Source organism: Pseudomonas sp. GW823-FHT02F05 (assembly GCF_058797315.1).
The window spans coordinates 64,745-90,629 of the sequence record NZ_JBXAJM010000003.1; the positions used below are offsets into that span (position 1 = coordinate 64,745).

Annotated in this window: 26 protein-coding genes and 1 pseudogene; 13 read left to right on the forward strand and 14 right to left on the reverse strand. The window is 55.7% G+C overall.

What is annotated here, in order from left to right:
• Both AC1RAC_RS05315 and AC1RAC_RS05320 read right to left on the reverse strand, forming a co-directional pair.
• Positions 1-181: pseudogene (locus AC1RAC_RS05315) on the reverse strand (aminotransferase class III-fold pyridoxal phosphate-dependent enzyme); the annotation flags it as partial.
• A gap of 140 nt (positions 182-321) precedes the next feature.
• Complete coding sequence (locus AC1RAC_RS05320; protein ID WP_492616333.1) at positions 322-1,491, reverse strand: aspartate aminotransferase family protein; 1,170 nt, start codon at positions 1,489-1,491, stop codon at positions 322-324.
• Positions 1,492-1,593: 102 nt separating this feature from the next.
• Between AC1RAC_RS05320 and AC1RAC_RS05325 the strand changes: the two genes are divergently transcribed.
• Positions 1,594-2,499: a LysR family transcriptional regulator gene (locus tag AC1RAC_RS05325; protein WP_492616334.1), complete on the forward strand. Its 906-nt coding sequence runs from the start codon at positions 1,594-1,596 to the stop codon at positions 2,497-2,499.
• Here AC1RAC_RS05325 and AC1RAC_RS05330 read toward each other — a convergent pair.
• Both AC1RAC_RS05330 and fabV read right to left on the reverse strand, forming a co-directional pair.
• Positions 2,496-3,119 carry an HAD family hydrolase gene (locus AC1RAC_RS05330; RefSeq protein ID WP_197900487.1) on the reverse strand — a complete coding sequence of 208 codons (624 nt, stop codon included), beginning with the start codon at positions 3,117-3,119 and terminating at the stop codon, positions 2,496-2,498. The two genes, AC1RAC_RS05325 and AC1RAC_RS05330, sit on opposite strands and share 4 nt — an antisense overlap.
• 305 nt (positions 3,120-3,424) lie before the next feature.
• Positions 3,425-4,618, reverse strand: coding sequence for an enoyl-ACP reductase FabV (gene fabV, locus AC1RAC_RS05335; RefSeq protein ID WP_032902674.1), 1,194 nt, complete (start codon positions 4,616-4,618; stop codon positions 3,425-3,427).
• 276 nt (positions 4,619-4,894) lie between these two features.
• Between fabV and AC1RAC_RS05340 the strand changes: the two genes are divergently transcribed.
• From AC1RAC_RS05340 to AC1RAC_RS05355, 4 genes are all read left to right on the forward strand, one after another.
• Positions 4,895-5,719 carry an aspartyl/asparaginyl beta-hydroxylase domain-containing protein gene (locus AC1RAC_RS05340; protein WP_054898629.1) on the forward strand — a complete coding sequence of 275 codons (825 nt, stop codon included), beginning with the start codon at positions 4,895-4,897 and terminating at the stop codon, positions 5,717-5,719.
• Positions 5,720-5,867: 148 nt separating this feature from the next.
• On the forward strand, positions 5,868-7,241 hold the full coding sequence (gene ppnN, locus AC1RAC_RS05345; RefSeq protein WP_032892811.1) for a nucleotide 5'-monophosphate nucleosidase PpnN: 1,374 nt from the start codon (positions 5,868-5,870) through the stop codon (positions 7,239-7,241).
• 172 nt (positions 7,242-7,413) lie between these two features.
• Positions 7,414-7,671, forward strand: a complete 258-nt coding sequence (locus AC1RAC_RS05350) for an AbrB/MazE/SpoVT family DNA-binding domain-containing protein (protein WP_032892812.1) — start codon at positions 7,414-7,416, stop codon at positions 7,669-7,671.
• On the forward strand, positions 7,668-8,063 hold the full coding sequence (locus AC1RAC_RS05355) for a type II toxin-antitoxin system VapC family toxin (protein ID WP_054898630.1): 396 nt from the start codon (positions 7,668-7,670) through the stop codon (positions 8,061-8,063). The genes AC1RAC_RS05350 and AC1RAC_RS05355 overlap by 4 nt, the downstream gene beginning before the upstream one ends.
• Positions 8,064-8,191: 128 nt before the next feature.
• Here AC1RAC_RS05355 and AC1RAC_RS05360 read toward each other — a convergent pair whose 3' ends face one another.
• Complete coding sequence (locus tag AC1RAC_RS05360) at positions 8,192-8,521, reverse strand: YXWGXW repeat-containing protein (RefSeq protein WP_034127032.1); 330 nt, start codon at positions 8,519-8,521, stop codon at positions 8,192-8,194.
• A gap of 192 nt (positions 8,522-8,713) precedes the next feature.
• Complete coding sequence (locus AC1RAC_RS05365; protein ID WP_096144380.1) at positions 8,714-9,610, reverse strand: LysR family transcriptional regulator; 897 nt, start codon at positions 9,608-9,610, stop codon at positions 8,714-8,716.
• 66 nt (positions 9,611-9,676) lie between these two features.
• On the opposite strand from AC1RAC_RS05365, the gene AC1RAC_RS05370 reads away from it, so the two are divergent.
• On the forward strand, positions 9,677-10,381 hold the full coding sequence (locus AC1RAC_RS05370; protein ID WP_254914269.1) for an NADPH-dependent F420 reductase: 705 nt from the start codon (positions 9,677-9,679) through the stop codon (positions 10,379-10,381).
• Between the two features lie 64 nt (positions 10,382-10,445).
• On the opposite strand, the gene mqo is transcribed toward AC1RAC_RS05370, so the two are convergent.
• A complete protein-coding gene (gene mqo, locus AC1RAC_RS05375; protein WP_034126666.1) occupies positions 10,446-12,092 on the reverse strand; it encodes a malate dehydrogenase (quinone) in 1,647 nt (548 codons plus the stop codon).
• Between the two features lie 482 nt (positions 12,093-12,574).
• Here mqo and AC1RAC_RS05380 point away from each other — a divergent pair, with 482 nt between their 5' ends.
• A complete protein-coding gene (locus tag AC1RAC_RS05380) occupies positions 12,575-13,762 on the forward strand; it encodes an MFS transporter (RefSeq protein ID WP_492616335.1) in 1,188 nt (395 codons plus the stop codon).
• 183 nt (positions 13,763-13,945) lie between these two features.
• Here AC1RAC_RS05380 and AC1RAC_RS05385 read toward each other — a convergent pair whose 3' ends face one another.
• Together AC1RAC_RS05385 and AC1RAC_RS05390 are read right to left on the reverse strand one after the other, a co-directional pair.
• The gene (locus AC1RAC_RS05385) at positions 13,946-14,167 is read right to left on the reverse strand and encodes a hypothetical protein (protein ID WP_072446759.1); all 222 of its coding nucleotides are present in this window, start codon (positions 14,165-14,167) and stop codon (positions 13,946-13,948) included.
• A 147-nt stretch (positions 14,168-14,314) separates the two neighbouring features.
• Entirely contained in the window at positions 14,315-14,680 is a 366-nt protein-coding gene (locus AC1RAC_RS05390; RefSeq protein ID WP_054919819.1) for a DUF6124 family protein, read from the reverse strand.
• Between the two features lie 253 nt (positions 14,681-14,933).
• Between AC1RAC_RS05390 and AC1RAC_RS05395 the strand changes: the two genes are divergently transcribed.
• Positions 14,934-15,722 carry a restriction endonuclease gene (locus AC1RAC_RS05395; RefSeq protein ID WP_492616336.1) on the forward strand — a complete coding sequence of 263 codons (789 nt, stop codon included), beginning with the start codon at positions 14,934-14,936 and terminating at the stop codon, positions 15,720-15,722.
• A gap of 357 nt (positions 15,723-16,079) precedes the next feature.
• On the opposite strand, the gene AC1RAC_RS05400 is transcribed toward AC1RAC_RS05395, so the two are convergent.
• From AC1RAC_RS05400 to AC1RAC_RS05415, 4 genes are all read right to left on the reverse strand, one after another.
• Positions 16,080-16,892, reverse strand: coding sequence for a hypothetical protein (locus AC1RAC_RS05400; RefSeq protein WP_054919823.1), 813 nt, complete (start codon positions 16,890-16,892; stop codon positions 16,080-16,082).
• A 367-nt stretch (positions 16,893-17,259) separates the two neighbouring features.
• Positions 17,260-17,850 (reverse strand): HNH endonuclease, encoded by a 591-nt coding sequence (locus tag AC1RAC_RS05405; RefSeq protein WP_125919845.1) that lies wholly within the window; start codon positions 17,848-17,850, stop codon positions 17,260-17,262.
• Positions 17,851-18,039: 189 nt separating this feature from the next.
• On the reverse strand, positions 18,040-18,348 hold the full coding sequence (locus AC1RAC_RS05410; protein ID WP_054919831.1) for a BrnA antitoxin family protein: 309 nt from the start codon (positions 18,346-18,348) through the stop codon (positions 18,040-18,042).
• Positions 18,326-18,601 (reverse strand): BrnT family toxin, encoded by a 276-nt coding sequence (locus AC1RAC_RS05415; protein WP_492616337.1) that lies wholly within the window; start codon positions 18,599-18,601, stop codon positions 18,326-18,328. The genes AC1RAC_RS05410 and AC1RAC_RS05415 overlap by 23 nt, the downstream gene beginning before the upstream one ends.
• Before the next feature lie 412 nt (positions 18,602-19,013).
• Between AC1RAC_RS05415 and AC1RAC_RS05420 the strand changes: the two genes are divergently transcribed.
• The 5 genes from AC1RAC_RS05420 to AC1RAC_RS05440 all read left to right on the forward strand — a co-directional run bounded on the left by AC1RAC_RS05420 (position 19,014) and on the right by AC1RAC_RS05440 (position 25,031).
• Positions 19,014-19,229: a death domain-containing protein gene (locus AC1RAC_RS05420; RefSeq protein ID WP_492616338.1), complete on the forward strand. Its 216-nt coding sequence runs from the start codon at positions 19,014-19,016 to the stop codon at positions 19,227-19,229.
• 78 nt (positions 19,230-19,307) lie between these two features.
• The gene (locus tag AC1RAC_RS05425; protein ID WP_492616339.1) at positions 19,308-21,389 is read left to right on the forward strand and encodes an ATP-dependent nuclease; all 2,082 of its coding nucleotides are present in this window, start codon (positions 19,308-19,310) and stop codon (positions 21,387-21,389) included.
• Entirely contained in the window at positions 21,386-23,119 is a 1,734-nt protein-coding gene (locus AC1RAC_RS05430) for a UvrD-helicase domain-containing protein (protein WP_492616340.1), read from the forward strand. The genes AC1RAC_RS05425 and AC1RAC_RS05430 overlap by 4 nt, the downstream gene beginning before the upstream one ends.
• Positions 23,120-23,986: 867 nt before the next feature.
• Complete coding sequence (locus tag AC1RAC_RS05435) at positions 23,987-24,325, forward strand: hypothetical protein (RefSeq protein WP_492616341.1); 339 nt, start codon at positions 23,987-23,989, stop codon at positions 24,323-24,325.
• A 25-nt stretch (positions 24,326-24,350) separates the two neighbouring features.
• Complete coding sequence (locus AC1RAC_RS05440; RefSeq protein WP_492616342.1) at positions 24,351-25,031, forward strand: SOS response-associated peptidase family protein; 681 nt, start codon at positions 24,351-24,353, stop codon at positions 25,029-25,031.
• On the opposite strand, the gene AC1RAC_RS05445 is transcribed toward AC1RAC_RS05440, so the two are convergent.
• Positions 25,028-25,822: a DNA adenine methylase gene (locus AC1RAC_RS05445; RefSeq protein WP_492616343.1), complete on the reverse strand. Its 795-nt coding sequence runs from the start codon at positions 25,820-25,822 to the stop codon at positions 25,028-25,030. The two genes, AC1RAC_RS05440 and AC1RAC_RS05445, sit on opposite strands and share 4 nt — an antisense overlap.
• Between the last annotated feature and the right edge of the window lie 63 nt (positions 25,823-25,885).

Here is a 25,885-nt window from a genome sequence, read left to right on the forward strand (position 1 = left end):
ACAGGCGAATGACCTTGCCCCGCGTGACGTTGATCAACAGCCCATGCTCCTGCGCTGCCCGTTGGGCCAGGTCGCGGTACGGGCTGGCCAGTTCAATGCCGATCATCAAGCCCTTGCCACGAATCGCCCGCACCTGCGGGTGTTCCTCCAACTCCATCCGCAACCGGGCCAGTAAGTGTTTCTGATCGCTCCCACGCTGCTGATCGTTCCCACGCTCTGCGTGGGAATGCTGCCCTGGACGCTCCGCGTCCGCTCTTAACGCGTGACGCAGAGCGTCACAGGAGGCGTTCCCACGCATAGCGTGGGAACGAGCATCGTCTTTCAGTCCAGTAGGCGGGTGATGGCTCGCACGATCATCTCCACTTCCTTGCGCTCCAGCGTCAGTGGCGGCAACAGGCGAATGACCTTGCCCCGCGTGACGTTGATCAACAGCCCATGCTCCTGCGCTGCCCGTTGGGCCAGGTCGCGGTAAGGGCTGGCCAGTTCAATGCCGATCATCAAGCCCTTGCCACGAATCGCCCGCACCTGCGGATGTTCCTCCAACTCCATCCGCAACCGGGCCAGTAAGTGTTCTCCCTGGCGCGCAGCGTTCTCGAGCAAGCCTTGCTCCTGGATAATCTCCAGCACCGTACACCCGACGCGACACGCCAGCGGGTTGCCGCCAAAGGTGCTGCCATGGCTGCCTGGGGTGAACAGCTCAGCGACGGCAGCGCGGGCCAGGCAGGCGCCGATGGGCACGCCATTGCCCAGGCCTTTGGCCAGGGTCATCACGTCCGGCACGATGCCTTCGTGCTGGAAGGCAAACCAGGTGCCGGTGCGCCCGATGCCGGTCTGGATTTCGTCGAGCATCATCAGCCAGCCGTGGCGCGTGCAGTGATCGCGCATGGCTTTCAGGTAGCCCGCCGGCGCCACCAACACGCCACTTTCACCCTGGATCGGTTCAAGCAGTACCGCCGCGATGCGTGTACCGAACTGCGCGGTGACCGCCTCCAGAGCCGCCATGTCGCCAAACCCAATCTTGATGAAATCGCCGGGCAATCGCTGGAACCCCAGGCGCACCGAAGGCCCGTCGCTGGCAGCCATGGTGCCTAGCGTGCGGCCGTGGAAGGCGTTCTCCATCACGACCACCAACGGCTGTTCGATGCCTTTTTTCCAGCCATGCAAACGCGCCAACTTCAGCGCCGTCTCGTTGGCCTCGGCGCCGGAATTGTTGAAGAACGCGCGGTCCAGCCCGGACAGCTGGGCCAGGCGCCGGGCCAATTGTTGTTGCCAGTCGATGCTGTAGAGGTTGGAGGTGTGCAGCAGCAAGCCGGCCTGTTCGCTGATGGCGGCCACTAACCTGGGGTGGGAATGGCCAACATTGGTCACCGCCACGCCGGCCACGGCGTCCAGGTATTCGCGGCCCTGTTGGTCCCACAGGCGCGTGCCCAGGCCGCGGGTGAAGCTCAGGGCCAGGGGTTGATAAGTGCTCATCAGGCAGGCGGCGGTCATGGTGGCGGCTCCAGTGCATCGTTGGGGTGGATCAAGTATGGTTAACCACCCTCGCTGGATAAACGCAGAATTGCTGCAATAACTTTAAACCAGGGCTTGATAATGGATCTGTTCCAGGCAATGTCGGTGTACGTGAAAGTCGTCGAGACCGGCAGCATGACCGCCGCCGCGCAGGAATGCGGGATTTCGACCACCATGGTGGGCAACCATCTGCGAGCGCTGGAACAACGGCTTGGCGTCAGCTTGCTCAAACGCACCACGCGCAAACAGAACCTCACCGAATTTGGCGGGCAGTATTATCAGCGCTGCCTGGAAGTGCTGGGGCTGGTGGCCGACTCCGAGTTATTGGCCGAGCAGGTCCACAGCGAAACCCCCATAGGCAGCCTGCGCATCACCGCCCCCCCGGTGTTCGGCACTGAACGCCTAGTGCCGGCCTTGAGTGAGTTTTCCCAGCGCTACCCACTTATCGACCTGTACGTGGTGATGAGCAATGAGCGCATGGACCTGGTCGACAGCGGTTTTGACGTGGCGATCCGTCTCGGCGAACTGGAAAGCTCCAGCCTGATCGCCCGGCCTCTGCAGGCCTATACCCTCACCCTTTGCGCCTCCCCTGCCTACCTCGCGCGACGCGGCACACCGCACACCCCGGATGACCTGCAGCAGCATGACTGCCTGGCATTCGCCTACCCCGCGAACGACAACTGGCGCGACACCGATAAACTCTGGCGCATGACCGGCGATGAAGGTGAAGTGGAGGTGCCGGTGTCTGGCTCATTGACCATCAACAGCTCCCAAGGCTTGCGCCAGGCCGCCATCAACGGCATGGGCATCAGCATGTTGGCCGATGCCCTGGTGCAACCGGACCTGGAGAGCGGCAAGCTGGTGGCCTTGCTGACCACCTATAAACTGCCCAGCCGCCCCATGCACCTGATGTATCGCCAGGACCGCTATCGCCTGCCCAAGCTGCGGGCGTTCGTCGACTTTGTAATGGAGAAATGGGCGCGCTAGAACGCCACGCCCAACTCACGCAAACGCGCGGCGGTGCGCTCGGCCGATACGTGGTGAATACCCTGCCAGCCCAACGCGATGGCGGCCTCGATATTGCCGGCGACGTCGTCGATAAACACCACTTCACTGGCCTGTATGTCTGGCAAGTGTTCACGCACCTGACTGAGGCTGGCGTGGTAGATCGCCGGGTCAGGCTTGATCAACTTCACCTCGCCAGACACCAGAATATTGCGAAAACGCTTCAGAAATGGATAGTTGGCCCGGGCGTAAGGGAAGGTTTCAGATGACCAGTTGGTGAGCCCGAACAGCGGCATCTCAACCTGATGCAACGCTTCGAGAATCGCCACGCCCTCGGGTAATTCAGCCCGCAGCATTTCGGGCCAGCGCTCGTAATAAGCCTGGATCAGGGTCTCGTGTTCGGGGTATTGGGCAACCAGGGTGCGGGTGGCTTCAGCCAGGGTGCGACCGGCATCTTGCTCGGTGTTCCAGTCCTGGGTACAGATGGTGTCGAGGAACCACTGGCGCTCGACGTCGTCGGCAATCAGCTTGCGGTACAGGTGCTGCGGGCTCCAGTCGAACAGGACACCGCCGAAATCAAAAACTACTGCACGAATCGTCATCAGATCCTCCGTTAGCGTGGCTTGATAGCTGCTGGAGTCTGACAGATCTGAAAGAGGGAGGCGCCCGCCGAGATGTAAGAAGTGTCTGAAAAGACAGAGGGGAGGAGGCACGGCCAAATTGAGCGAACGCAATGCTCAAAGCAACGAAGATCAAATGTGGGAGCTGGCTTGCCTGCGAAAGCGGTCGTACAGCCTCAGATGCTGCGACTGACACACCGCCTTCGCGGGCAAGCCCGCTCCCACAGGGGATTTGCGTTAACTGACTGGCATCAGGGCAAGCCAGTTTCCACCTTATTGACCGCGTTTTAAGCCTGGATCAGGCCGTTGATTTTGACGGTCGGGTTCACATCCGCGTCGTAATCCACGCCGTCGACTTCAAAGCCAAACAAGCGCAGGAATTCAGCCTTGTAACCGGCAAAATCGCTGATCTCGTTGACGTTGTCGTCGGTCACCTGGTTCCACAGTGCGGCCACGGCGTCCTGAACCTTCGGTTCCAGCTCGGCCAGGTCGGCACGCAGGCGGCCATCGGCGTCGAGTTTCGGCTCGCTGCCGTACAGGCTGTCCTTGAACAGGCCGTAGACCTGCTCGATGCAGCCTTCATGGGTGCCCTGCTCTTTCATCACCTTGAACAGCAGCGACAGATACAGCGGCATGATCGGGATCGCCGAGCTGGCCTGGGTGACCACGGCCTTGAGCACCGACACACGGGCGTCGCCCTTGAGCGCAGCGAGGTTTTCGCGCAGGGTCAAAACTTTCTTGTCCAAGTCTTTCTTGGCTTCGCCGATGGAGCCGTTCCAGTAGATGTCCTGGGTCAGCTTCTCACCGAGGTAGGTGAACGCGGTGGTCTTGGCGCCTTCGGCCAATACATCGGCGTCACGCAGGGCGTCGATCCACAGCTGCCAGTCTTCGCCGCCCATGACCTTCACGGTACCGTCGATTTCTTCCTGGGTCGCAGGCTCAAGCGTGGTGTCGACCACCACGCCCTTGTCGGTGTTGATCCCGCGCAGGGTCACGGCCTTGCCGATTGGCTTGAGGGTGGAGTTGTGCACCACGCCTTGCGGGTCGGTACGGCGTGGCGCGGCCAGGCTGTAGACCACCAGGTCGATCTTGCCCAGGTCTTTCTTGATGGTCTCGATGGTCAGGCGCTTGATCTCGTCGGAGAACGCGTCGCCGTTGATGCTCTTGGCGTACAGGCCTTTTTCCACGGCAAACTTCTCGAACGCCGCGCTGTTGTACCAGCCGGCGGAGCTCAGCTTGCCTTCTTCGCCTTCTTTCTCAAAAAACACGCCCAGGGTGTCGGCGCCGCAGCCAAACGCAGCACTGATGCGCGCGGCCAGGCCGTAGCCGGTGGAGGCACCGAGGACCAGTACCTTTTTAGGGCCGCCCTCGATGACGCCGTTTTTGGTTACGTAGTCGATCTGCTCTTTGACGTTCGCTTCACAGCCAACAGGGTGAGCGGTCACACAGATAAAGCCACGAACCCGCGGTTTGATGATCATAAAAATTTCTGCCTCTTCCAAGGTGCCGAAGGCCAATAGTGGCCATTCAACTTCAATCGTACCGGTCTATGACGCCTGAAAAACCGAAGCGTCACGATAGTCGCAAATCTTCTGTTCTCAAAATTCAATCCACAAAACGTCGGAGCCTGCACGGCAACGGTTACAAATTGTGCAGCAGCTTCACAATTTCACCCTATTTAAAAACGCCTGCCGGCCCCATAAACCCCTATGATGACGAGATTGTTTCAATATGTTTCGGCTTTGGAGCCTCGTTTCATGAGCAAAAATGCTGTCGGCAAGAAGCTGGTATCCCTGGCGTGGGTACTCGGCGTTCTGCTATTGATCTATTGTTTCCCGCGCAGTTGCCTGGTGTTTCTGCTGTTGGTGGTGTGCTGCGGCGTTTATGACTTCCTGCGTAACGGCCTGTACGACCGCGACACCATCAAGAAGTATTTTATCGGCAACGGTCGTAATACCTGGGTGCTGGCACCGTTCAACACCCTGCTCGACCTGCTCAGCAGCCACAACCGGCATGTCTACACCATGAACGACCTGCCACCGGCCTGGCGCGCAGACCTGCAACAGGTGATCGACGACGCCATGGCCCGCAAGGATGAAATCATCAGCTACCTGGACGAGCGCATGGCCGAGAAGAAACGCGGCATGTTGTTCTTCCAGTGGTACGGTCGCCCGATCGAAACCACCCTGGATATCCCGCAGCTGCGCAAGAAACTGCCGTTCGTGAAAACCATCGGCGTCTCGGTGTTCAACGAGAACCGCTCGACCTCGTTCCACTTCGGCCCCCTGCGCATGATGTTCCGTGTGCTCTACAACATGGCGCCGGCACCGCACCATGAGGGCGTGTACATCCAGGTGGGCAAGCACAAGCACTACTGGCACGACGACCCGCTGTTTATCTTCGATGACACGCTGATGCACGCCTCCTTCAACAAAAACGACGCCAAACGCTACTGCCTGTTCATTGATATTGTGCGCCCGACCCTGCTGCCCTCGGTGCTCAACGCCGTGATCGCAGGGTTTGCCGGCCTGGTCTTTACCCTGCGTCGGGTTTTCTACAAAAACTGGAAGCTGATTCAGTAAGTTCTGCGGCATGATGGTGTTGGACGGCATTTGCGCTGGGCCTTGCGCCTGAGGTAAATAACCGTCTCGTGCGACCTTAATTGGCGCTCACCATTCTCAAGCCATCGCCCCCTAGCGGGCGCGGTGGCTATGCTTTCAAGGAATCAGAATGCCCCAACGTCAAGTCATCAACGCCTCCGTCAGCCCCAAGGGCAGCCTCGAAACCCTGTCCCAACGTGAAGTGCAGCAACTGAGCGAAGCCGGTACCGGCAGCATCTACACCCTGTTCCGCCAATGCGCCCTGGCGATTCTCAATACCGGCGCGCATATCGACAACGCCAAGACCATCCTCGACGCCTACAAAGACTTTGAAGTGCGTATTCACCAGCAGGACCGCGGCGTACGTCTGGAACTGCTCAACGCCCCCGCCGATGCCTTCGTCGATGGCGAAATGATTGCCAGCACCCGCGAAATGCTGTTCAGCGCCCTGCGCGACATCGTCTACACCGAGAACGAGCTGGACAGCCAGCGTATCGACCTGAGCAACTCCCAAGGCATCACCGATTACGTGTTCCACCTGCTGCGTAACGCCCGTACGCTGCGCCCGGGTGTCGAGCCGAAGATCGTGGTGTGCTGGGGCGGCCATTCGATCAACACCGAAGAATACAAATACACCAAGAAAGTCGGGCACGAACTGGGCCTGCGCAGCCTCGACGTGTGCACCGGTTGCGGCCCCGGCGTGATGAAAGGCCCGATGAAGGGCGCAACCATTTCCCACGCCAAGCAGCGCATCACCAATGGCCGTTACCTGGGCTTGACCGAACCAGGCATCATCGCTGCCGAAGCGCCGAACCCCATCGTCAACGAGCTGGTGATTTTGCCGGACATCGAAAAGCGCCTGGAAGCCTTCGTGCGTGTGGGCCACGGCATCATCATCTTCCCCGGCGGCGCCGGCACGGCCGAGGAGTTCCTGTACCTGCTCGGCATCCTCATGCACCCGGACAACCGCGACCTGCCGTTCCCGGTGGTGCTCACCGGGCCGAAACATGCCGCGCCTTACCTGGAACAATTGCACGCGTTCGTCGGCGCCACCTTGGGCGAAGCGGCGCAGAAGCATTACCAGATCATCATCGACGACCCGGCTGAAGTGGCCCGCCAGATGACCACCGGCCTCAAGGCGGTGAAGCAATTCCGCCGCGAGCGTAACGACGCGTTCCACTTCAACTGGCTGCTGAAGATCGACGAAGGCTTCCAGCGCCCGTTCGACCCCACCCACGAAAACATGGCCAGCCTGCAACTCAACCACGCGCTGCCGGCCCATGAACTGGCGGCCAACCTGCGCCGGGCGTTCTCGGGGATCGTGGCGGGTAACGTCAAAGACAAGGGTATTCGCCTGATCGAGGAGAACGGCCCGTATGAGATCCACGGCGACCCGGCGATCATGAAACCGTTGGATGAATTATTGAAGGCGTTCGTGGCCCAGCACCGCATGAAACTGCCGGGCGGAGCGGCGTATGTGCCGTGCTATCGCGTGGTGCAATAAGCCAGCGGCGGTCGGTCATAGTTTGTATTCGTTTGGGACATAGCAACGCGTGTGAGGAACAAGAGTTCGGACTAGGGTTTTACTATTCCGACTCATTCACCTCAGCGAGCGACCTATGGACCAACGGATATTGTCCTCCGTCATTCCTTACCTTAAGGTAAGGAATATCACGATGGAGATCTTCACTATGGCCACCGCCACACTCACTTCAAAAGGGCAAATCACCATCCCAGTCCAGGTCAGGACGGCCCTGGGCCTGGAAACAGGCGACCGGGTGGAATTCGTCGAAATGGAAGACGGCAAGTTTTCCATGATTGCCGCGAGCAAAACCGTCAAGGACCTCAAGGGTTTGATCCGCAAGCCTGCCCATGCCGTGTCTATCGAAGACATGAACCGCGCCATCGCGGCCCAGGGAGCAACAGCTGGATGATCGGCCTGGATACCAACGTGCTGGTGCGTTACGTGACCCAGGACGATCCGGTTCAATCAGCCAAGGCGTCCCAGCTCATCGAATCGCTCACCGCCACCTCGCCAGGCTTTGTCAGTCTGGTGACGCTTACGGAGCTGGTGTGGGTGTTGCAGTCCTGCTACCAGTCGGCCAAAAGCGAGGTGGTGATGGTGTTGGAAACCTTGTTGCACACGCGGGAACTGACCGTCGAGCACGCCGATATCATCTGGCAGGCATTGCGCAAGTTCAGCGCAGGCAAAGCCGACTTTGCCGACTGCCTGGTTGAACGCTGTGGCCATGCGGCGGGATGCGAGTACACCGCCACCTTTGATCTGAACGCGGCCAAGGCAGCGGGAATGAAACGGCTCGGCTAGCCCGCTTTGTTTGTGTAGGAGCGAGCTTGCTCCCGAAAAAATCACAGGCACCGCGTGCAACCTGAATGCCCGCGTAACCGTTGACGTTTTTCGTGAGCAAGCTCACTCCTACAGAGAAGGAGGTTAGGTCAGCGTATCCAGCCGCCGATCTGCCAGTGGTAGCCATCATTACGCTGCACCCAGTGCGGGTGTACATAACGATAGCCCTGGCGCACCGGCTCCCAATGGCCGTGCACCGCCACATAGCGCCCGCCTTCCCAACGCCAGTAACCGCGTGACCAGATATAACCCTCGCGTACCGCCGGTTCGACTTCTATCACCTGCACCGGAGGCGGCTGCGGCGCCACCACCTCAACATACTCACGTTGCACCGGCCTGCGTTCATGTACTACACGCTCTTGTACACACCCGGACGCCGCCACCACCATGGCGGCCAATGCTGCATAACGTAACAACATACAAAACCCTCGGGCGCGAACGCCCTGCACCTGCATCAGAAAGTAATCCGCCTTTATTCCAGCCGGGCTCCTGCATGGGCTTTGATTATTTTTAACAGGAAATGTCTGTCAGATTGCTGAACCCACCGGCCTCAAGTCGAACGGGCACTGCTGGCGCTGCATCTGCATGAACAGGTGAGAGAGCTCGCGCGTTTAAACCGAGCCAAAACGTTGTAATACGGCGTCGACAAACCGCCGCAACTTAGCCGTGCGCTGCCGATTCGCGGTGTAGACCAAATGCATTGATCGACTTGGCGCGTCAAAGTCCGGCAGCACCCGCACTAACTGGCCCTCGGCCAGTGCCCTGCGCAAGAAGTCTTCAGGGCCGAGCACGATACCGAAACCATCCAGCGCCGCCGACATCAGCGCCCTGCTTTCGTTGATCTGCAAACGGCTGCTTACCTGCACCCTGTGCGGGACCGCACCTTGGTAAAACACCCATTCACGATCTGCCGGGCGTGACCAGAAGGCATAGCCCAGGCATTCGTGATGCTCAAGGTCTGCCGGCGTCATCGGTGTGCCCCGCGCCTGCAAATAGGACGGTGCCGCACAGACAACCAGGCGATACGGCGCCAGCGGCCGGGCGGTCAGGCCAGTGGTCCCCAAGGGGCCGATACGAAAAGCCGCCTCATAGCCCTCCTCTACCAGGTCGACGAAACGATCCGTAAGGTGCAGATCGATTTGCACATCCGGGTTGTCACGCAAGAATCCGGTGATCAACGGCATCAGGCTGTAGGAGCCGAACGTCACCGGAGCGGTGATTTTCAGCTTGCCACGCGGGGTGTCGTTCATGATTTGCGCAAGGGAATCCGCCGCCTCAGTCTCCGTCAGGATGTGCTTGCAACGTTCGTAGTAAGCGCTCCCCAACTCCGTAAGGCTTTGCCTTCGCGTAGTACGGTTAAGCAAGCGCGCGCCCAAGCGTTGTTCCAAGGCGGTGACATGCTTGGCAACCATTTGCGGTGACATATTCAAGCGCTCAGCGGCACGCACGTAGGAACCGAGCTCAGCAGCCATCACAAAGGCATTCATGCTTGATAAACGATCCATCATTCCCTACCCCTAGTAACAACAGCCGCGCCACAACTGCGATTTATCGCCAAATGGTTGCCAATCATCATAGCCACTTCGTACTTCCATCGGAGCAAGCACATGAAGATTGGCGTAATTGGAGCAGGTTTCATTGGGCGTGCTGTGGCACAACTGGCCTTGGCCGCCGGGCATGAGGTGATGCTGAGCAATTCCCGCGGCCCGCACACCATGAGCAGCGTGGTAAGCGGCATACTCGGTGTGCAAGTTGGCAGCGCAGACGATGCCGCACGGTTCGGCGATGTGGTGCTAGTGGCGATTCCCTTTCAACACTACCGCAGCGTGCCCGCGCAATGGCTGGAGGGTAAAACGGTGATGGATGCCAACAATTACTACCCCGACCGCGATGGGCATATCCCAGAGCTGGACCGCTTTGAAACGACTACCAGCCGCTTGCTGGCCGACCATTTGACACATTCACACGTGGTGAAAGTGTTTAACGCGATCTTCGCCCCCGACCTGACGCAAGACGCCCGCCCTCACGGTGCACCTGATCGGCGGGCGCTGCCCGTCGCGGCGGATGACGCCACCGCGAAGGCCGTCGTGACCCAACTGCTCGATGAGTTGGGGTTCGATGCCGTCGACGCTGGTGAGCTGGATGAAAGCTGGCGATTCGAGCGGGCCAAACCGGCGTACTGCGTGCGCCTGGACCAGGCTGGCTTGAAGGCTGCGCTGGCGGCGGCCGAGCGTGCGGTTGAGCTGCCCCCGGTGGAGCGACACCCGCCGCTCTCCTGAACATTTCCCCACAAAAAAGCCCGCTGACCGTCACCGGTTCAGCGGGCTTTTTCGTGGGTGAGGCTTACAGCGCCAGGTCAGAAACCGGCTTGCTTGGCTCAGCCGCAGGCTTGGCAGCCTCGGTAGCCTGTGGAGCGGCCAATTGCGGGATCGCTGGCGGTGGTGTCAGTTGCAGCACACCGGCAGTGTAGGCCCATTCCTTGGCAACCGCTTCAGGGCTGTCGTTCAGCTTGGTGCCGTAGCTTGGCACGATCTGGTGCAGTTTTTCCTGCCAGGCCGGGCTTGCTACCTTGTCCTTGAACACTTTTTGCAGCACGGTCAGCATGATCGGAGCCGCGGTGGACGCGCCTGGCGATGCACCCAACAGGCCTGCGATGGTGTTGTCGGCAGAGCTGACCACTTCGGTACCCAGCTTCAGCACGCCGCCTTGCTCTTCATCACGCTTGATGATCTGCACGCGCTGGCCGGCTTGCCACAGGCGCCAGTCGGACTGCTTGGCGTTCGGGAAGTACTCTTGCAGCGCCTTGAAACGGTCATCATCAGACAGCATCAGTTGGCCGGCGAGGTACTCGACCAGTGGGTATTCACGAATACCCACTTTGGTCATAGGCCAGATGTTGTGGGTGGTGGTGCTGGTCAGCAGGTCCAGGTACGAGCCTTCTTTCAGGAACTTGGTCGAGAAGGTGGCGAATGGGCCAAACAGAATCACACGCTTGCCATCCAGCACGCGGGTGTCCAGGTGCGGAACCGACATCGGTGGCGAACCTACCGAAGCCTTACCGTAGGCCTTGGCCAGGTGCTGCTCGGCGATGGTCGGGTTCTCGGTCACCAGGAACGAACCACCGACTGGGAAGCCTGCGTATTCCTTGCCTTCAGGAATGCCCGACTTCTGCAGCAAGTGCAGGGCACCGCCGCCGGCGCCGATGAACACGAACTTGGCGTCGGTTTCAGTCTTGGTGCCGTCTTTGAGGTTTTTGTAGCTCACACGCCACGAACCGTCGGCGTTCTTAGTGATGTCCTGCACTTCGCTCGACAGCTTCAAGTCAAACTTCGGCGTAGTTTGCAGGTGAGCGACGAACTGGCGGGTGATCTCGCCGAAGTTAACGTCGGTACCGATCGGGCTCCAGGTGGCCGCGATTTTCTGGCTCGGGTCACGCCCTTCCATCATCAACGGAACCCACTTGGCGATCTGCGCCGGGTCTTCGGAGTACTGCATGCCGGCGAACAGCGGGCTGGCCTTCAGGGCTTCGTAGCGTTTTTTCAGGAACTTGATGTTGTCATCGCCCCACACAAAGCTCATGTGCGGAGTGGAGTTGATGAACGAACGCGGGTTCTTCAACACGCCCTGCTGAACCTGCCAGGACCAGAACTGACGGGAGATCTGGAACGCTTCGTTGATCTCGACCGCTTTCGGGATCTCAACGTTGCCGTTCTTGTCTTCCGGGGTGTAGTTCAGCTCAGCCAGGGCCGAGTGACCGGTACCGGCGTTGTTCCAGCCGTTGGAGCTTTCTTCGGCCACGCCATCGAGGCGCTCGACCATCTCCATCGACCAATCCGGTTCCAGCTCATTGAGCCAGACACCCAGGGTTGCACTCATGATGCCGCCGCCGATCAGCAGCACATCGACTTTCTTTGCCTCTTCCGCGTGAACGGACGTGATCCCCATCGACAAAGCCAGCCCCAGCAGGGCAGTGTTTACTTTTTTAAACATCAATAGCACCTATGATAAAACGCCATCCGCCCTACCGCCTCCGATCATGAGTAACCCTCGTTCACGCTACGTCAGGCAACGTACCGCGGGGTCTGCACAGTCACATAAAGGCTGCAGGGTGGGCACACAAGGCCGATGGATCGACCTCACTGTTATGTCCCTTCTGCGCTGACTTCTTATCATTATTGGCTTCAGCTACCTGGGCGACAGCCAACCGCTGGGACGTATACGGGTGTACGCACCAGGGAAAGACTAGCCCAAGACGGCGCGCAGAATATCACGCTAAACAGCGTTTATGCGCCGTTTGGCCAATTGACAGGCCTAAATCCCGGCTTTTAATGCGCCCCTGTCAAGCCTGGCAGCCGCGACCTGCGGTCACAGGCGTGGAACTCTGCCGAAAATGGCGGTTCTAGACACCTTCGTCGCGGCTTGCGTAGCATCGGCGACTGTCCTTCGTGCACACCTTTCACACAGAGTTACCCATGACTATCCAGCAATCATCCGGGCAGGTACTGCCCGCGCGCAGCGCCGCCAAAATGGAAGCGGCCATGGCCGTGGGCGCCTTCGCGATCGGCACCGGCGAATTCGCCATCATGGGCCTGATGCCCGACATCGCCCAGAACCTGGGCCTGAGCGAACCCCAGGTGGGCCACGCCATCAGCGCCTACGCCCTGGGCGTGATGGTCGGCGCCCCACTGCTGGCCATCCTCGGCGCCAAGTTGCTGCGCAAACACATGCTGCTGTTGCTGATGGGCCTGTACGCCCTGGGCAACTTCGCCACCGCCTTCACCCCGACCTTCGGCTCGCTGGTGGCCTTCCGCTTTATCAGCGGCCTGCCCCACGGCGCCTACTTCGGCATCGCCGCCGTGGTCGCCTCCAGCATGGTGCCCACCGACAAACGCGCCGGCGCCGTGGCCCGCGTAATGATGGGCCTGACCCTGGCCATGCTGCTCGGCAACCCCATTGCCACCTTCCTCGGCCAACACCTGGGTTGGCGCTCGGCGTTCGCCCTGGTCAGCGTGATCGCCCTGCTCACCATCGCCCTGGTCTGGCAATTCGTGCCCCACCGCCACGACGAACAACGCAGCGACCCGCGCAAGGAACTGCGCGCCTTCACCAAACCCCAGGTGTGGATGGCCCTGTCCATCGGCGCAATTGGCTTTGCCGGCATGTTCTGCGTATTCAGCTACCTGGCGCCGACCATGCTGGAAGTGACCAAAGTCTCGCCGCAGTGGATCCCCTTCGGCCTCGCCGCCTTTGGCGTGGGCGGCATCATCGGCAACATTGCCGGTGGCAAGCTGTTTGATCGCATGCAGTTTCGGGCGGTGGGTTTGATATTGGTATGGTCGATGGCGGTGTTGTTGTTCTTCCCCTTCGCTGCGTCTTCGCTGTGGGGCGTGCTGCTGAGCATGGGGCTGGTGGGCACCATGGTCGCATTGGCGGCGCCGTTGCAGATTCGCTTGATGGACATCGCCCACGAAGCGCCGAGCTTGGCGGCAGCGTCCAACCATGCGGCGTTTAACCTGGCGAATGCGCTGGGACCGTGGTTTGGGGGGATGGCGATTACGGCAGGGTTGGGTTGGACCAGTACCGGCTACATCGGTGCTGCTACAGCGCTGGTGGGGCTGGGCCTCTACCTGATTGCCCGGCGGATGAAAGGCGGCCATTAACGCCCTACTGGATCAAACTGTGGGAGGGCTTCTTGTAGGAGCGAGCTTGCTCGCGAAAAACTCACAGACGCCGCGTTTCTTCAGGAAGCCCGCGTTATCGTTGACGTTTTTCGCGAGCAAGCTCGCTCCTACAGAAGGCGATGACGCTTAACTGACAGGTATTAGTGCTTGCCCCCCACCCCATCAATCATCATGCAACAGCCCCGAACCATACTCCCCATAACTACTCCCCAGCCCACTGCCACCAAAATTCATTTTCGCGGCTTTGTTGGGGCTATGGTCGCCAAATGCCTGGCACCCGCCTGAAAAGCACGGGTCGCTGTTGGTCACGCGCGATGAAGATGAGCAAGCGCTTAACAACAACGTGCCGGTGATCATCACGACTTTGACGAGGTTCGAGATCATGGTTTCAGTTCCCTATGGGCTGGAGGCGCTGGGGTCCTCTCTCAGTAGGGGATCGTAGACCTCAACAGCGCAGGGAATTATGAAACTTTGCTGGGTGACAGCATGAGTTCAGGTTGCCGCCTTAGGGCAAGGCGGCAGGGTTGGTTGTCAGGCTTTGACTGGGGCCGTTACAGGCGCAACCTGCTCCTGGGCTCGGTCAACGAGTAGCGAACTCAACTCGATTAACTGCTGAATGCCCAGGGCGATGGCGCGTTGGGAGTCGTCGAGGTCGAACGCCAAGGTGGCGGCCATTTCGTTGGCGGATGCGAGGTTTTCGGCGGCATTGGCCAGGAGGGTTTCGGGGTCGATGGTCGGGTTTACGAGGAATAGGTTGTTGCTTGGGAGTTCAACAGGCGCAGCGTCGTCGGATGGGGGCAAGTGATGATGGATTGCTCGCTGGGCTGCGGCTTGAAGCTTGGCATCCACGGACGATGCGGTTTGATCAGTTGAAGAACTGTTTGTGTTGTTGTGCATGGGCGAAGCTCCAAATATTTTCGGGAGTTAAAACGCCTTAGCAGTTCGGACTTCCACCTCCGGCCACTGGGTTTACATACAGCAGCTTGAGAAGGTTAGCGGTGGTAGGTCTGACAGGCAAGCCGAGAAAAGTGTCGGAAGGTTCCTATGGAATATCATAGTCTGGCTTTGCCATATGTACTGCCGTAAAGATCTTCAAAAATAAAGCTCTGAACACTTCACTCCGATTGGCATCAAATCCAAGGAGCCGAACATGTTGAACCAGGATACCGAATACGAAAAACTAACGAGAGAGGTATACGAAGAAATCCTTAGAACTGATGGATTCGATACAATCTTAGTAAAACACAATGTAAACCTCGCTGGAAAATCGACACAAAAGCATCAGCTAGATGTTTATTGGGAATTCAAAGTCGCAGGACTGGTTCATCGCGTTGCCGTTGAGTGTAAAAACTATACATCTACAATAACGGTTGGCAAGGTGAGAGATTTCGCAGCAGCTCTTGATGATATAGGTAATATACAAGGAATATTCATAACAAAAACCGGATATCAAAAAGGTGCAAAGGTATTCGCAGACCATAAAGGCATAGCATTGAAAATGCTTAGAGAACCTACAGCCGAAGATCTAGAATTAGCACTTGACATTAAAACCATACATACTGCAGGCACAATGTACTATTTAGATAATGTGCGCCCAGCATTAAAATTTGATCTCAACTGGATTGAATCAAATACAACACTGAGAGAAGGTGACTCCATCGAAATATCAGGAATGACGGATAAAATCACAATAGTTGATGAATCCGGCAACATTATCGTTAAATGGTCCAAACTGCAAAATGAACTCGCAGAAAACTCAGGAAAATTTGAAGAGTTTGAAAACCGCATAAAGGTATATAACTTTACGAACCACTATATAATCTGGCCAGACTGTACACACGGCAAGTTAAAGCTAGAAAAATCGCCTTCAAATATAATATACGCGCCATCAAAACAACATCAAGGTTCGAAGGGAAAATCGCAGCAAAGGCTGTATTGAAAGACATAAAGACAGGCGAAATACATCTTCACCAAAGAAAAGTGACAGTCGAGTCCCATACAGAGCGGGAAGACTCATCCAAAAGTACTTTGAGAGGGGGACATCTGAGTCAGACCACAATACCTCCCACAGTGGACTTAGAGAAGAAAAACGAATGAGTCACGACCTGCTGATTCAACCCAGCGCTCCACGGTGTAAGATGCACCCACAAGCTCTTAGACACTTGTCCTACACAGTTAATTCGTTTATTTACTTAAATGATTTCGCGCTATAATTCCGAGGACTTTAGATTAACTAACTGCTCACGCGGGACATTAGTAGAAAACTCACTCACAACTAAATAGTCGAAATAAAAGCTCAGGAACCCTCAAGAATTTCACGTCTTTCCCGCACCACGAAACCCTTCAAATTTTTCAAGCACAACTCAGCTTCAACAGTAGGAATAAGTTTTTTAAACTCTACGTGATACTTCTTAATCACTGCATTGCTAACGGCAACATAATTCTGTAGTTTTTCATATTCACTCTCCACAGAGCGATACAGCTCTTCAACGCGGCAAAAGGTCCTTGCAGCATCAACACCTTTTGCTATCAAACCATCTAAGTGACCAGACAATTCACTATCAAAATAAACATCTACAACCCCCAAAACCACACGAAGCTCAACTTCAACCTCTTTACACTTAAAATACCACTCCAACGATTTCTCTCTAGTTGACTCATACTCAACTCGATAGCTCTCTTTTACCCCTTCAAAAAAAGCCTCTTCCTTAGCTTCAATATAAAGAAAAATGGCCTCATTAACACCCGACGACAAGTGCGCGATATGATAATTCTCAATTTGCTCCACGTACTTATAAATAAGAGAAATTGCAGTCTTGTAGGTATCAAGCCTAAGATCAAACTCTTCCTTCAGCCACACCTCACGCTGCTGCCCCTTCCAAATTAAGTTCTTATAACCTTCCAAATCAACAAGATATTGCGTCCTCACGCGTTCAACTTGATGAGTAATACCTGCAACATCTTCTTTCGTAGCGAGATTTTCACCTTTCTTTTTGATATAACCGGGCAAATAAAACTTAAACAATAAAAACTGAAATACAACAAATACCAAGAAAACCAGCCCTAAAAACCTATTTAAAAAACCACTCAAAAACTCAATATAAATCACCACACCCCTCCAAAAAAACGCCTATTAAATTCTGTTCCGTAAAAATATACAGACAGTCCATCACCGATGGCTGTCATGACTCGGATATCCCTAAACCTTTCGGAAGACCTGTCCAACTCTGTCGCCAACTTGGCCAAAACCATCGTCAACCTGGAGCTGGGGTCCAAGCTGCCGGAGGATACCATTGAAGACCTGACGGAAGATAACAAGGGGGAATTCATTGGGGTCACCGCGTACTACCGCGACAGAGGGACCGGTAAAGGCAGTGAAAGCAGAGGTCAGAGCAAGCCTCGACGATTACGGTAGTTATATGCTATGGAGAAGACGGCGAAACGGGCAGTGGATCGAGAGTGGAACAGACTTGAGGTCAAAAATATCCAGGAAGGTTTGCCTTTAAAATAGCTAAAGTCACCTGCTCTGGACCACGAACCCAAATTTCATACGCCATCACCAACCCAGTAATTTGATTCGCAACGACTGCCTTATGGAGGTATTCGTAGCCCTGTACTCGGACGAAAAATCTAAGCATTTCATCGCTCAACGTAAAAAACTCATCGTGCTCTAAATCTAAAGCGTCTGAGGACTCAAGCAGCTTTCGATAGTAGAAGGCGATCTCGTCTTGGTCGTCCCCCCCTTGAGCACCTATCGGCAGCGTCATATCCGGCCGGCCGTTAAATCCTTCGTGTGCAACCTTGTGGCATTCGAAACACAGCGTAATTCCGTTGCCGAGTTCATATCGCGCCTGCGAAAACAAAGTCCGTCTAAAAACATGATGCGCTTGGACCCGATCGTCAGAATTACAGACGACACACTGGTGAGCATCTCTAGCTCTGACAAACCTACTCCAAAGCGCCAAACACCATCTGTCTGAGCGGTTGTTATCAATTGCTCTATATAGCCTATCTCTAAGCCTGATTAACTGTTCCTTGTCGATAACAGGAACTCCTGAACTACTCATCAGCCTCTCCTTGATTATCGTGGATTGATTGCGCCGGCCAGCTTAGTACCGCGTGGCTCCAACTCACGAAATATTCCTGTTGAAACAACACCAAAAGACAGCACAAACGGACAGATTTATTTATACCATCGCTGAGAAAAAGCTAATCACAAGACAGCAAAAAGCCGCGTCATCCGCGGCTTTTTTGCCTTAGGCCTTCAGTTCATCCGGTGTATGCGTCTTAAGCCAATCAGCCAAGGCGGCATTCATTCGCGTTTGCCAGCCTGGCCCAGAAGCCCTGAATCGCTCCAGCACGTCAGCATCAAAACGAACATTAACGTGCTCTTTAGTGGCTACCGACTTTGGCCGCCCGCGCTTGGGTTTGAGCATTTCCTTCGCCTGAGCTTTGCCAAACAATCCCACAAGCACCTCGCTGGCTGGCTTGGCCTTAGCAAAGTCTTCAGCCGACCACTCAGGGTTCGCTGTATCGACCTTCTCAGGGCTGGGTTTCTTGGTCATAATTTTTGACCTCCCGTTTGTTGGCTTTACGAAAGCTGATGACGTGGACCGCGTCCCCCCGTGGGGTGAACACTACGACATGCAGCCGTTCCCCTATGTATCCCATCGCTCGATAACGACACTCACCGTAGTCGAATCGATCATCTTCCACGATCAAGGCCGTAGACCATTCAAAGTCCCGCACTAACGCAAACGGGAGTCCGCGTTCTTCAACGTTACGAGCGTCTTTGGCTGGGTCATAGGTAATATGCATGTGATTATCGTATCCACAATAAATAATCAACACAAGCTGCGCGTCGAAAGCCTACCGAGCATGCACTCGGGTTACCACCGATGATTGGCTGGCTGGGCTTGAGAACCCGCCAAGTACCTGACAAGCATCCCTGATAAACTGTGCCCCATTCGCCTCGCTGACTCAGATCCCCCATGTCCCTACAAACCGCCCCACTCTCCCGCCGCTTTTCAGTCGCCCCCATGATGGATTGGAATGACTAAACCTGTAGACCAGGCGTTGCATGGTCTTCAGAACGATCATTGAGCACCCGTACCACTTTCGTACCACCACTCTCCCCGTAAACTGATGTCCCGCCCCTTTCTCGCTGGCTATATCAATCTCGAGCATTACCACTGCTATGCTTGCTTTCTTTCCAGCTGAGGAGTCCACCATGGCAAGCGAGTACTCACTGACAGACGTTCTGGAACGGTTTTATGAAAATCAACTGGCTCTGGAAGCGGCAGTGATGGAGCTGACTCTATGGGCTGAGCAGCAAAACGCTTTAGCGCTAGGTGACAATATTCGGGGGGCACTTCACACGATTGGTGAAAACGCGGGCCATATTAAGCAAGGCCTAGCTCGTTTGAGAGGGGCGGATCTCACCTGACATCACCGATGTTAGGACAAAAATATAGGTTTCCGGCGAATAAGAAACCACTTAGGACAACCGATCGGGGGAGCAAGAATGCGAGTCGAGAAGGTTAGGGTCGAGGGATTTCGACTGCTTCAGGATGTTGAGATCATGCTGGAAGAAAATTCCACAGTGATCGTGGGACGCAACAACAGTGGCAAGACATCGTTTACCGATATTTTTGATCGCTTCACTGGAGATACCGGGGCGCGGTTTCGCCTTGAAGACTTCTCGAACTCACAGCGGGAGCGATTCTTCACTGCAAAGACGCTTAGACAAAAGGAGGCCAAGCCGGAGGACGTACTCGCGGCACTCCCAACGCTAGCTATTACGCTTACCTTTCGCTACGACAGCACTGTCCCAAATTTAGGACCTCTTTCGCCTTTCGTCATTGACTTGGACCTAGACTCCACCACGGCCATTGTGCGCCTCGAATATCGTGCAACACTGGCAACCTTCCACACACTGTTAGATGCCCCTCCCGCACCAGACGGTGTAGAACCTAGAACACACTTCTTCCGCTCATTACGCGACACGGTACCCAAGGCATACAGCATCCATGTGTTCGCCATCGACCCCACCGACGATACCAATCGCCGTGATTTTGAGGGTACGGCCGCACTAGCGGCTTTGCTGCAGTGTAATTTCGTTCGGGCACAAAGAACTCTCGATCACGCGAAGCATGGCGATGCGGATGTAATTGGAAAATTACTCAGCGCGTTATTCAAAACTGCCTCCGCACCAAATGCCGCGGCGGCTGATCAGGCACTCGCGGCGAAGCTGAAGGCATCTGTCGAAGACATTGAGCGCAATGTTCAAGGCGACTTCGACGAGATGCTGAAAAAGCTCTTACCAGCCATGGAAGTATTGGGGTTTCCGAGTCTCAACGATACCGAGCTTCGACCAGAGACCTCGTTGAACGTTGAGGCCCTTCTTTCGGACCATACGAGGGTGGTCTACACAGGCACAGATGGGGTACATCTCCCAGAGGGCTATAATGGTTTGGGAACTCGCAACCTGATCTACATGCTGTTGCAGCTACAGAGTTATCACAAGGTCTACCGAGCCAAGACAACCCGCCCAGCAACTCACCTAATATTCATTGAAGAGCCTGAGGCTCACTTGCATCCGCAGATGCAAGAAGTTTTCATCAACCAGCTCAATGCCGCCATTGGAAAACTGTCTAAGAGCTACCCTGAAGAAGCTCCGTGGAACGTTCAGTTTGTCATCACAACGCACTCTCCGCATGTGGCAAATACCGCATCGTTTGAAGCAGTGCGATATTTCCTAAATGAGTTACCAACCCCGGCAAATGCTCGTCAGACCAAGGTTAAAGACTTCAAGAAGGGCTTGAGCAGCATCTCTCCCGACGACCAAGACTTCCTGCACCAGTACATGACGTTAACCAAGTGTGACCTGTACTTTGCGGACAAGGCCATCATGGTTGAGGGAACAACGGAGAGGCTACTGATGCCCCGTCTGTGCGAATTGGTTGATAAGTCGCTGGAGGAAAAGTACAAACTGGCCAGGCAGTATGTGACCTGTGTCGAGGTCGGCGGAGCTTATGCGCAAATCTTTTATCCACTCCTAGATTTTCTCGAGCTCAAGACTTTGGTCGTCACCGACCTGGATTCCACCAAACCGGTGGAAAAGCAGAACAAACATGGGAAAAAAATTACGACCTGGGACAAGTGCCCCGTGGCTGAAGGCGAGCGCACTTCGAATACATCAATCAAAGATTGGTTTCGTCCCCACGATGCCGCGGATAAGGAGGGCTGGCAGATCACCCCGGCAGAGCTTATTGCCAAAACTGCCGAACAGAAGCAAAGCGGTTTCCGTCGCATCGCCTATCAGATTGCGGAGAAACCCGGCACTAACATTTGTGCCCGCAGCTATGAGGATGCATTAGTCCTTGCAAACCCCGATCGATTTGAATGGCCCAAGGAACAGGACGAGGCATCTGAGGCATGGGAGATCGCCAAGGGGCTCGCGAAAGCGGATACGGCTTTGCGGTTCGCCATTCGCGAAAAGGAATGGACGGTACCCCGCTATATCCAGGAAGGCCTGACATGGCTTTCCGCCCCGCCTCCTCCCGCGCAGAACGCGGAAGTACCAGTTAAGGAGGAGGTGTTATGACGGAGCCTACTGAGAATCCTGCACTCGTTGCGGCACTTGAAGCCCAAAGAAAGATCAATGATTCCCTTGATGCTGGTTGTAGCTTTCGCCTTGAAGCCGGCGCAGGCGCAGGCAAAACGTACTCCTTGGTCGCCGCGCTCAAGCGATTGATAACAGAGCGAGGCTCAGCCTTGGTTCAAGCAGGGCAAAAGGTAGCTTGCATCACCTACACCGAGGTTGCCCGTAACGAAATTGCCCAGGAGATTGAGGATCACCCCGCCATTTTGGTCAATACCATCCACGGATTTTCCTGGTCGTTCCTGCACCAGTTTCAAAAAGCGCTGCGCGACCTCGTGGGTGAAATGGATGATCGGAAAGAAAAGGTGGAACAAGGCGGAGGAATCGGATCAAAGCCTGTGGATTACAACCTGGGATACTTCAGCGTTGATAACGACAAAATCACGCTAAGCCACGACGACATTCCGGAGATGATGGCCAAACTCCTGAAGAAGGAAAAGTTTCGACGCCTCTTGAGCCAACAGTTTCCAGTGATCTTCATCGACGAGTATCAAGATACTCACTCCCAATTCATGGAGGCAATTACCGAGCACTTCTTGAGGCCCGCCACAGGCCCGCTCGTTGGTCTATTTGGGGACCACTGGCAGACTATTTATCGTAGTGAATACGAGCTCGCACAGTACCCGATAGAAGAAATCCCCAAAGGCTCCAACTTTCGATCGGTGCCTGCAATTGTCGAAGTACTGAACAAACTGCGCCCTGAACTGAAGCAAGCTGTCTATGACCCCGATGCGAAGGGAGAGGCACGGTTCTTTCATGCCAACGCCTATAAAGGCCAACGGACCAGTGACAGGCACTCCAAAGAGGATCTTCCACCCGACCTGGCGCGACGCACTCGAGAAGACTTGATGCAGCGGCTGCAAGCCGAGGGCTGGGACCTGAGCAAGACGAAGGTGCTAATGCTTACCCATAACGTCCTGGCCGCTGAACAGGGTTATCCCAACATCGCCGAGGTATTCAGCGGTCGCACCGAACAATTTGTAAAGAAGGAAGACCCAGCGATCAAGTTCTTTGTAGAAGTAGTAGAACCGATGTGTGCGGCCTATGGCGCATCTCGCTTCGGCGATATGTTTAGGGTTTTCGGCTCCGGTCCTACGATCACCAAGCAAGAAGACAAAACCTGTTGGCGTCGCGACATGGATACTCTCCAGATGCTGCGTGCAGATGGCACGATTGGGCAGGTCATCGATCACCTAAAAACAACGAAACGCCCTACGCCACCAGATCGCCTGCTCCGACGCGACGAAGAGCTCAGAGCCCTTAACGGAGACCCCATACCTGACGATGCCTCCGCACTTCAGCGGTATAGCAAACTGCGGGAAATACCTTACGGAGAGGTTATCGAGGTGGCCAAATTCATTGAAAAACAGACCTCCTTTGCCACACAGCATAGCGTCAAGGGGGCAGAGTTTGAGAACGTTTTGGTAGTGCTGGGAGGCGGCTGGAATCACTACAACTGGCCTCAGCTACTAGAGCTTGTTAAGACAAAAGCACTGAATGCCAAGAATACGAAGGGCTTTTATCGTTCCCGCAACCTCTTCTATGTCTCCATATCCCGCCCCATGACTAGGCTCGCGGTGCTCGCTACGCAAACCATGCCGTGTGCCGCCCTCGAATCGATAAACTACCTATTTGGAAGCGACAATGTCGAAGAGCTTGCTATCGCAATGTAAAAACCACAGCCCAAGCCAACCGGGTAATTAAACCCGGGAAGCCCTAGTTGCATATGCCCACGTTTGGCCGATATCCACGCGTCTTGCTGTAACGATTGCCTGACGCTCCCATCACAACACCATCGACACGCATGCTCAGCCCCAGACCGCGAACAAATCATCGTGAACAACTGCTATTCGCAGACGTGCCCCTTCACTCAGAAGCAAAAGTGTCAAAATTTCCTGGGCAAAAAAAAAGAGTAACATTAGTAATCTTGACCGTATTTGACGCTCAAGCCACTGAAATAAAAGGGGTTTTCACCTCAACCGAAAGGTAATCTTTAAGTAACATTTAAGTAATCTGATTACTCTTTATAAACGTAATTTTCGTATTTATAAAAATCTTTTAAAAACAATAGCTTGGAGAATAATTACCTTTTCAGTTACTTCTCTGTTACTCCTTTTTGTAACACCCAACCCCACGGAACACGTGGCCTCCAGCCCATTACCCATACGTGGTTACCGAAATTACTCTTTTTGAAATCCCCCCCCCTCTACCTACACAGCAACGCCTCCAGACCTTTTGAAGAAACACCCCCTCGGTGCAGGGTTCCGCAGGCTTTCAACCTCCCCACAACGCCAAGCAAGCGCCCAGCCTGAGCCGCCGGGGGTGGTCCGCAGGGGCGCAGAAAAAGAGACCTATTTAGCCCGCAGGCGAGGTGGGGGGACGACGGCGCGCGCCAGGTGATGATGCACGTCACTGGCCTTTGTAGCACGCCAATCCCCTGGATCGCTTCGGACCTGCTCCCCTACAGCTCGTCGCCTCAGATCGCATCAGGTCAACACCTCGATTACTGTATGCACATACAGCTTTAGGATTAACCTACCATGAACCTCGATGAAGACACCTGTGGGTGGCTCGGTCTCCCTACGCCCCTGGAAATGTACCGACAGCACTGCCGTCTTCTGGAGAACGAGATCCAGGAACTGAACCTTCAGCTACGCAAAGCGCGGGCGGATATCTTCGGCATCAGTCAAATGCTGCTGGAAACCCAGGCAAAGAACAGTGAGTTCGCCATCTATCTCAGTGAGCGCGGGGCTGAAGCAGCAGCAATGCGCAAAGAGATCGCGGACCTGACTCTATTAGCTAACTCCCGTAAGCGAGAGGCTGACACCTTGCGGCGGATCGCCATTGAAATGAGGCCCCTGACCACCACGATTGTCTAAGCTCAATCGGATAGAGGGCCAAACCATGTGCGGAAGACTTTCACAGTACCGGGGAATCCACGAGTTCGTTGCTGCACTGAGCATGCCCAACGCTCTAGCGAACACCGTGGGTGACCAGCCAATCGAGCGGTACAACGTGGCGCCCTCAACTGCGGTTGCGCTGCTGCACCTGCAGGGCGATCTCCTGCATGCCGATCCGGTGCGATGGGGCTGGCGTCCACACTGGGCGAAGGACCGTGCTGCGCCGATCAATGCCCGCGTCGAAAAGGTAGCCCACGGTCCATTCTTCCGGTCGATCTGGCCGCACCGGGCAATCACGCCTATCGACAACTGGTTTGAGTGGGTGGATGAAGGTGGACCCAAGAAGCAGCCCTACCTGATCCGTAGGCGGGATGGCGCGCCAGTACTATGTGCAGCAATCGGCCAGCTACCTGACCCCGATGAAGGGCCAGGCGAGCATGACGGCTTCGTAATTATCACCGCCGACAGTGCCGGCGGCATGGTGGATATTCACGACCGAAGGCCCGTGGTGTTGACTCCGGACCTAGCCCGTGAATGGTTGGACCCGGTAACGCCCAAGGAGCGCGCCGAGCAGATGGTGTTGCTCCAAGGCGAACCGGCCGAAGCTTTTGAGTGGTTCAAGGTCGACTTGGCAGTGGGCAACGTGAAAAACAAAGGCCCCAGTTTGATCCAGCCGGTGCGTTAGAATAATCCGCCGAAAGCGTTTGGCTCCCAGTTCATGATCACCAATTCGCCGCTAACTTCCGCCTTCGCCTGGCGTTGATTGGCCGTGCTGTATCGAATATCCACCGTTTCAAAGTGAAACCCCTCAAATACCCGCCGGATATCAGGGTGATCGTTGATGCTCACCATCACCTTGCCTTTGCAACGTCGCATGAACTCGGCCATCTGCTCGTAGTTTTCGAAGGGGAAATCCACGCCATAGCCTGCGGTCTGCCAGTAAGGCGGGTCCATGTAATGGAAGGTATGCGGCCGGTCGTAGCGTTCAGCGCATTCAAGCCACCCCAGATTCTCGACGTAGGTGCCAGACAGCCGTTGCCAAGCTGCAGACAGGTTCTCCTCGATCCGCAGCAGGTTAATAGCCGGCCCTGTGGTCGCGGTCCCGAACGTTTGCCCGCTGACCTTCCCCGCAAAAGCATGGTGCTGCAGGTAGAAAAACCGCGCCGCCCGCTGGATGTCAGTGAGCGTCTCTGGCCTGGTCATCTTTTGCCATTCGAATACCTGACGTGAGCTGAGCGCCCACTTGAACTGGCGCACGAACTCTTCCAGGTGGTTCTGCACAACCCGGTACAGCGTCACCAGGTCGCCGTTGATGTCGTTGAGTACTTCAACGGGTGCAGCCTGGGGACGCATGAAATAGAGCGCGGCGCCGCCAGCAAAGACCTCGACGTAGCATTCATGGGGTGGAAACAGTGGAATTAGACGATCTGCCAGGCGGCGCTTGCCACCCATCCACGGGATAATTGGTGTGCTCATAAGTGATCCTTGTTTTGGAAATTGGATTCGCTTAGGCTTCGCACCCCCTGCGCAGTGGGGCGA